The sequence below is a fragment of the Sphingobacterium sp. UBA1897 genome, assembly GCF_002337775.1.
GTDB classification, from domain to species: Bacteria; Bacteroidota; Bacteroidia; order Sphingobacteriales; family Sphingobacteriaceae; genus Sphingobacterium; species Sphingobacterium siyangense.
This window is the reverse complement of the sequence record NZ_DDGR01000020.1, coordinates 42,241-49,115: the sequence shown is the minus strand read 5'-3', so window position 1 is coordinate 49,115 and position 6,875 is coordinate 42,241. Positions and strand designations below refer to the sequence as shown.

Below are 6,875 nucleotides of genomic sequence, written 5' to 3'. Positions count from 1 at the left end.
AAATCTTTTGTCTTCGAATAAGTGTTCGATATCGGAGATAGCCGAATTAGCGAACGTCACTGTAGAGTTTGTAAAGCAGATCGAGGCAGAGAAGGCTAAAGCAAAATAAAACAGATTATAATATAAGATTTTAAGGCCACTTGGATACTGTTTAAGTGGCCTTTTTCTTTTTTATAAGTTAAGCTGGTCTTAGACAATACCATTTTGAATAAGCTCTCATTTAAATAAAAGTAATTGTAAGGCCGAAGCGACGAACTCAACTTTTTTAGAAAGGCTCCCTTGTCGGTTAATAAGGGAGCCTTGTATTTGAAAAAAATTAATTTAAATCACCGATTGTTTTGTTATCATCCCTTACTAAAGCAAGTAGTTTCTGAACAGCGGGTTGCCTCCATTTCTCGGGCATATCTCCGTCCAGGTAACTTAAATCCTCTGCTATAATTAGTTCGTATCCTTCAGACGATATTTTGGCATATTGGCCTACCTGACCACTTTCACCTAACTCAAAATCAAATAACTGTTCTGTTTCCGTTGTTAAAATAACCGGTATATCTTTATATATTTTAGTTTTTGTCATAGATTAAAATATTCTTTATTTCTTGATAGAAAATAGTTGTTAAAATAATAGCTCAAATTTTGAAAACGTTGGCAAAGACTTTGCAATGATCCATATGGCTTACGCTACCTATTCATGCTCCAGTTCTGATTTTTCACAGGCGAGAAGTTCATCTGCGCAGAGTTTCCCGAATTTATCAGCTGCTAACGGACTATCTGCGGTAATTAATTTTCTGTCAACGTGACAATCGCCGGCAATTTTTTTATTCAAAATTTCGATCCCAAGCTGTTTGAGTTTTTCGCCATAAAACCAGGGCATCTCGCCGGGCTGGTATCCACTTTCTGGCAAAGCCTTATCCATTTCATCAGGAAACGAATTAATCTTATATCCCTTAAAAGGAAACTCAGCGTCTCCGCAATCTGCTACGCTTAAGAGCGCTGCGGGGCCATGGCAGATTGCCAAGAGATATTTATCTTCCGCTATTACCCATTTGATAAGTTCTTTGACATCATTATTTTCAGGTAGTCCGAGCATTGCGCCATGCCCGCCCGGGATAAAAACGGCAACGTAATCAACATATCCTTTATTCGTGTCAGCTATAAAATCTCTCAGGTTGTGCGGGTTTGAAAATTGCGTATTATACTTGTCGAGGATTTTACCGATGTTTTCATCTTCATACGGCATAGCCCACATCTCAAATTTTACAGGAGCACCTGTTGGTGTGTAGAAGTCAACCTCAAATCCAGCCTGTTCAAAATGAAGAATGGGAACCAGTGTTTCGACCGGATGATTGCCCGTTGAAAACTTCTTTCCATTTTTCATGGTCATATACCGTTCTTCTGTGCAGAGCACAAGAATCTTTTTTCGGGTGTCCTTGTTGATATCACTGTACTTTTTTTTACTGTAATTTGTCTTGGTCGTAACCATCGTCTTTCTTGAAAAAAAAGAAGGTTCGTAACCAATGCCGTCAAATACAGGCTCTTTGCTCAAATCGTTTGAAAATAATGACATAGTACTATTTTTTATTGTTTGTAATTCGTGCTATTGAAAAGCTTCGAATGTCAAACTTTCCACATTTTATAAATCTTTAAGAGATAACAATATCCAAACCCGTGCTGTTTCGCCTAAAAAATATTTGTAAAAAAACAGCACCCAAACAAAGTCGTCAAACGGTCATGGCTGAAGAAAAAAAGGTAGTCTCGCAGGGTAAAATGAGTTGTCAGCAGATCTCAAAAATTATCATGGAGCAGATGTCCAAAATAAAAGTTCCATTACTGGAGCACATTTTGATGCAGTTCGAGCCTCTGAGTTCAATTTGAAAGGTTGCTTTGATGCCTATAGGAGAGGGGATGGCAGATGCCTATGTTGTATCCATTTAATAACCAACGGTCAAATATAGCTTTAACGCGTTGGTTATTTCATAAAATGAAAAGACAGTTTGATCTTAAATGGTTCTTCCATCGTTAGCTAACTCTCCGTCGTTGGCTTCCTCACGGTCATCAATCTCTCGTTCATCAATCTCTCTTTCGTCGTCTTCCTGTTCGTCAATTTCAGGAAATTCATTTTCTTCTTCGTTTCCCAGTTCTTCGTCGATGCCTAAATCATCCTGATCGGGCATTTCTGGAGTTTCATCGGGTTCATTTTCAAATATTTCCTCTTCAGGATTGTCCGGCACATCGTTCGGAAGATCCTCGGGCCCCTGTTGTGCAACAATTGCGAATGCAACGATAAGTATACCTTGATACCGATCCTGCGTAATTTGGTTTTTATTCATCTTTTAATAAATATATAAAGTGAACCTTCTTGGGATCGGTTTCGTTAACTGATAAACTACGCAATATAGATCGTTTAATACTTGAAATCGCTGTGATAGCATAGTGTCTATACCAGGTAAAGCATTAGTGCAAATATCAAGTATGTCGTTAATCCCTAAAATAATAAAATTGGTGCCCCAGATTGATAAATTTTTGGGGAGTAAAAGATCTTAATAATTTAAATTTAGCATTTTATTGATCACCTTCTCCAGATCGACGATGTCGAATGGTTTTTCCAGGTAGTCATCAGCTCCTGCCAGTTTAGCCAAGCTTTCTATATCTTTGTTCGCGGAAAGATAAATTACCGGTATTCTCTTGAATTCCTGATGGTTTTTGAGTAACTGAGTCGCTTCAATTCCTCCAATGGATGGTATCCAGTTATCCATTAAAATTAAGTCAGGCTTTGTCTCAGTAACCTTTTCTATCACGTCGTGGGAGGTAGAGGACACAGCTACTGAATATCCGAAGCTCTCCAATATCATAGAAATCATCTCCAGCAATTGTTTGTCATCGTCAAACAATAATATTTTCTTCTTTTCCATTCTTAAAATTTTTCGATCAGCGGAATAAGTTCGTCGATATCTATAGGTTTAGAAATATAACCATCTGCGCCAGCACTTAGGCATTTTTCCCGGTCACCGGACATGGCCTGAGCAGTAACCGCAATTATGGTAACATCGTTAAATATTTCGCTGGATCCCCTGATCCTGGCAATGCCTTCATATCCATCTATTTCAGGCATCATCATATCCATCAGCACGATATTGATATTTTTATGCTGATGGAGTATTTCAAGCCCTCCTGCTAAGGAAGCACTGCTTAGTACAGCATAACCTTTTGACTTAAGAACCAATTTTAGGGCAAAAATATTATAAGGTTCATCATCGATGATCAGAATCAATTTTTTATTGTCCATATTTTAATCAGTTGTATAACCATACACGTAATAATGAAAGCAATTGATCGGTATCCACGGGCTTTGAAATATAATCAGAGGCCCCGGCTATGATACACCTTTCCCTGTCACCGATCATGTTTTTTGCTGTTATGGCAATTATCGGTATTTCACTATAATGGGGATTTTGACGAATCATTTTAATCGTTTCATACCCATCCATTTCGGGCATCACCATATCCATAAGAATAGCAGAAATATCATCGTGTTCTTCAATTTTGTCTAGACCTTCCTTTCCGTCCATTGCAGAAACAACATTAATCTGATACCTTTCAAGCGCTTGAGAGAGATAATAAATAGTGCGTATATCGTCATCGACGATAAGAACTTTTTTATTTTGCAGTACTTCTCTGATGGTTCCTAAAGACGATTTTTTTGACCATTCTTCACCAGGATGGTTTCCTACTAAATGCAAAAACAGTCCAACTTCGTCCAGTATTCGCTGGTAGGAATTTGCCGTTTTGATGACAATCGAATCGGCATATTGCTTCAATTTTAGCTCTTCAGATTTCGAAAGATTCTTCCCTGTGAATACAATGATAGGTATATTTTCTAAACCGGGTTTTTGTCGTATCGAGTCTAATGTGTCATATCCCATATTGCCCGGAACGCCCATGTCCAGTATAACGCAATCTGCTTTATCAGAATAGAGACTGTCGACGCTTTCTGTAACGGTAGTCTTTATTTCAGAAATGATATCATAGCTTTCCAAAAAGTTAGCAAGTGCTGCTGCATGTTTTGAATTTTCCTCTACAATAAGCACCTTTTTCGGATTCCGGGCAAGTGCTTCCTCAATTTTTATAAACATCTGCGCCATTTGTTCCAGCGCAATAGGTTTATCCATAAAATCGATAGCCCCTTGGAGCAGACTTTCCCGTTTAACTTCAAAAGATGACATAACATGGACTGGAATCGGACGTGTAATTGGATTGTTTTTAATCTCTGCCATAACCTGCCACCCATCTTTTACAGGTAATTGAATATCCAATAAAATCGCCGTAGGCTTATACCTTATCGCTGCATCAGCTGCCTGGTCTCCACGCACGATAACTACCCCTTTATACTTTTGCTGCCGGGTATACCTAAGCAGCGCTTTAGCAAAATTAACATCATCTTCCACGATCAATATCACTTTATCGTCCTCTTTTATATCATTCCGGTCATCATCAACATCCGGCGGGATAATGTCAACGGTATGCGGATTACTGGACATTATGATGTCCTGTGTTTCTTCGATGTTTTCCGCAATGGACTGTATAAGCTCTTCCGTTGTCGGAACAGTATTTTCTTCCTGATTTTCGGGAATTAAAAGGGTAAAGGTACTTCCTTTTTTTTCCTGGCTACTTAAACGGATCTCTCCGCCCAACAGACGCGAGAGTTCACGGCTGATCGAAAGCCCAAGACCTGTCCCGCCAAATTTACGCCGTGTGGATCCGTCAGCCTGCTGAAAAGCTTCAAAAATGACGTCCTGTTTGTCCGGTGCAATTCCTATACCGGTGTCAGTTACGGCAAAAGCAATCTGTCCATCTTGTGCCTCGCTTGGGAAGACGGAAAGTGTGACTTGTCCCTCTTTCGTAAACTTGATGGCATTCGATAATAGATTCCGTAGGATCTGGTCCAGTCGCTGGCGGTCAGTACGTATTGTCTTTGGCAGGTTGTCTGCCAATTTTATTGTAAATGAGAGTGCTTTTTCCCTTATAATCGGAGAAAATAGATTGTCCAGGTCTTTTGTCAGATCCGAAATTGCAACCTGCTGATAATCGAGTTCCATTTTACCGGACTCAATTTTTGAAAGATCGAGAATTTCGTCGATAAGGGTCAATAGGTTTTTTCCCGATAATTGGATCACCTCGGCCGATTCAATCTGTTCGGTTGTCAGGTTCTTTTCGGGATTATCCGACATTAGGCGTGATAGAAGCAAAATTGAATTGAGCGGTGTACGCAGCTCATGTGACATATTTGCCAAAAATTCTGACTTATATTTCGTGCTCCGCGCCAGTTCTTCCGCTTTTTTCTGAATTTCCTGATTTCGGTCTGCTATCAGTATATTTTTTTCTTCTAGCATTGCAGAGCGTTGCTCCAGTTCTTTATTGGCTTGCAGCAGTTCTTCCTGTTGTACGCGTAGTTCTTCTTCGGACGTCTGGAGTTTTTGGGTATGGATTTCAAGATTTGCATTGAGATTTTCCAGCTCGGCATGCTGTGCCTGAAGTTCCTCTGTCTGCGATTGCGTTTCTTCAAGCAGCTGCTGTACTTTCAGCCGCGCCTGAGCTGCAACAATCGCTGCACCAATATGACGGCCCGCTTCTCTATAAAAGGGCATCTGGGGTTCCTTGAATTTCCTGAAAGAACCAAGTTCAATAACACCAATGCAGGTGTGACCATCAAAAATTGGAAGTAATAAGATCGAATGCAGGGGTAAATATCCTGCAGTAAAACTGACCACATTTTTCGAAGGATATGGATTTTCTATGATCCGTACTTTGCCGTCCACAAACGCTTGACCGACAGCGCCTTCTCCGGGTGCGATAAATTGCCGCATCGAATCTTCATGGCCGTAGGCTCCTATCAGTGCTAGCTGCGTATGCTCAAGGATATAAAGGGAGCCGTTGGCACATTCCCCATAAGTGACTAAGATTTGCAATGCATCGGAAACTAGATCTTCTTTCACTTTGTTGCCGACTAAAACTTCGTTTAGCAAGGCGAGCCCGGTCTGGCGCCATTCATTGTCGCTAAGTTCATCGAAAGATTGTTTTAACGAATCTGCCATATTGTTCAGTGAACCGGCTAAACTTCCTAGTTCATCATGCTCCTGGTCATTGATTTTAACCGAATAGTTTCCGGCAGCAATCTGTCCCGCAATACGTTGTGTTGCGACGAGTCTTTGGGTGATCTCCCTATCTTTTTTCTTAAGGTCTTGTTCGAGCTGTACCCGTTTCGCCAGGTCCCTTCTAAGCCTTATATAAGAAAATATGGTAATGAACAGCGAAAAAATCGCAGCGATGATCACAAAAAGTGAAGTCAATGTTGATGCCGTATTGAGCCTTCCGGACCTACTGTCGAGCAATTTCTCCTCATTGTCCACAAGTCTGGCGAGAAGCGCACGGCATCTGTCCATATATTTCTTGCCCTCCTCCATGTCCTCTAAGGTCACCGTACCCCGGGCCTTTTTTATGTTAACCAGTCCGGCCAGTTTATTCAATCGGGACTCGACCAGCTGGCCGATGCTATCTATTATTTTTTGCTGCGGGAGATTGTCCGATACCAGGTCACGGGCGGTGGCAATTGACTGAGGGAGGGAGCGGGAACTGCTATAATAGGGTTCCAGAAAATGTTCTCTTCCGGTGAGCAGAAACCCCCGCTGTCCAGTCTCGGCATTTTGCAGGTCGATCAAAATTCTGTTCGAGCGTGCAATAACACGTCTACTGTGATCAACCATTTGACTATTATGGATCTGATTACGGATACTTAGATATGATGCTGTCGAACTGGTCAATAACAGGGCCAGTGAAAATCCAAAGCCGATCTGCAGATCTCTTAAAAAACGTTTTGGCAT

The 6,875-nt window shown here is 40.9% G+C and carries 6 protein-coding genes; all 6 read right to left on the bottom strand.

The annotated features are described in order from the left end of the window. Positions 1–316 precede the first annotated feature (316 nt). Positions 317–574, bottom strand: coding sequence for a hypothetical protein (locus tag B4N43_RS12305; protein WP_088161288.1), 258 nt, complete (start codon positions 572–574; stop codon positions 317–319). A 108-nt stretch (positions 575–682) separates the two neighbouring features. Further along, positions 683–1,564, bottom strand: coding sequence for a DJ-1/PfpI family protein (locus B4N43_RS12300; RefSeq protein ID WP_286734978.1), 882 nt, complete (start codon positions 1,562–1,564; stop codon positions 683–685). A 433-nt stretch (positions 1,565–1,997) separates the two neighbouring features. Further along, positions 1,998–2,327: a hypothetical protein gene (locus B4N43_RS12295; protein WP_286734976.1), complete on the bottom strand. Its 330-nt coding sequence runs from the start codon at positions 2,325–2,327 to the stop codon at positions 1,998–2,000. 210 nt (positions 2,328–2,537) lie between these two features. Next, positions 2,538–2,909 (bottom strand): response regulator, encoded by a 372-nt coding sequence (locus B4N43_RS12290; protein ID WP_070568401.1) that lies wholly within the window; start codon positions 2,907–2,909, stop codon positions 2,538–2,540. A gap of 2 nt (positions 2,910–2,911) precedes the next feature. Next, positions 2,912–3,283, bottom strand: coding sequence for a response regulator (locus B4N43_RS12285; RefSeq protein ID WP_145331363.1), 372 nt, complete (start codon positions 3,281–3,283; stop codon positions 2,912–2,914). A 7-nt stretch (positions 3,284–3,290) separates the two neighbouring features. Continuing rightward, positions 3,291–6,875, bottom strand: coding sequence for a response regulator (locus B4N43_RS12280; RefSeq protein WP_286734973.1), 3,585 nt, complete (start codon positions 6,873–6,875; stop codon positions 3,291–3,293).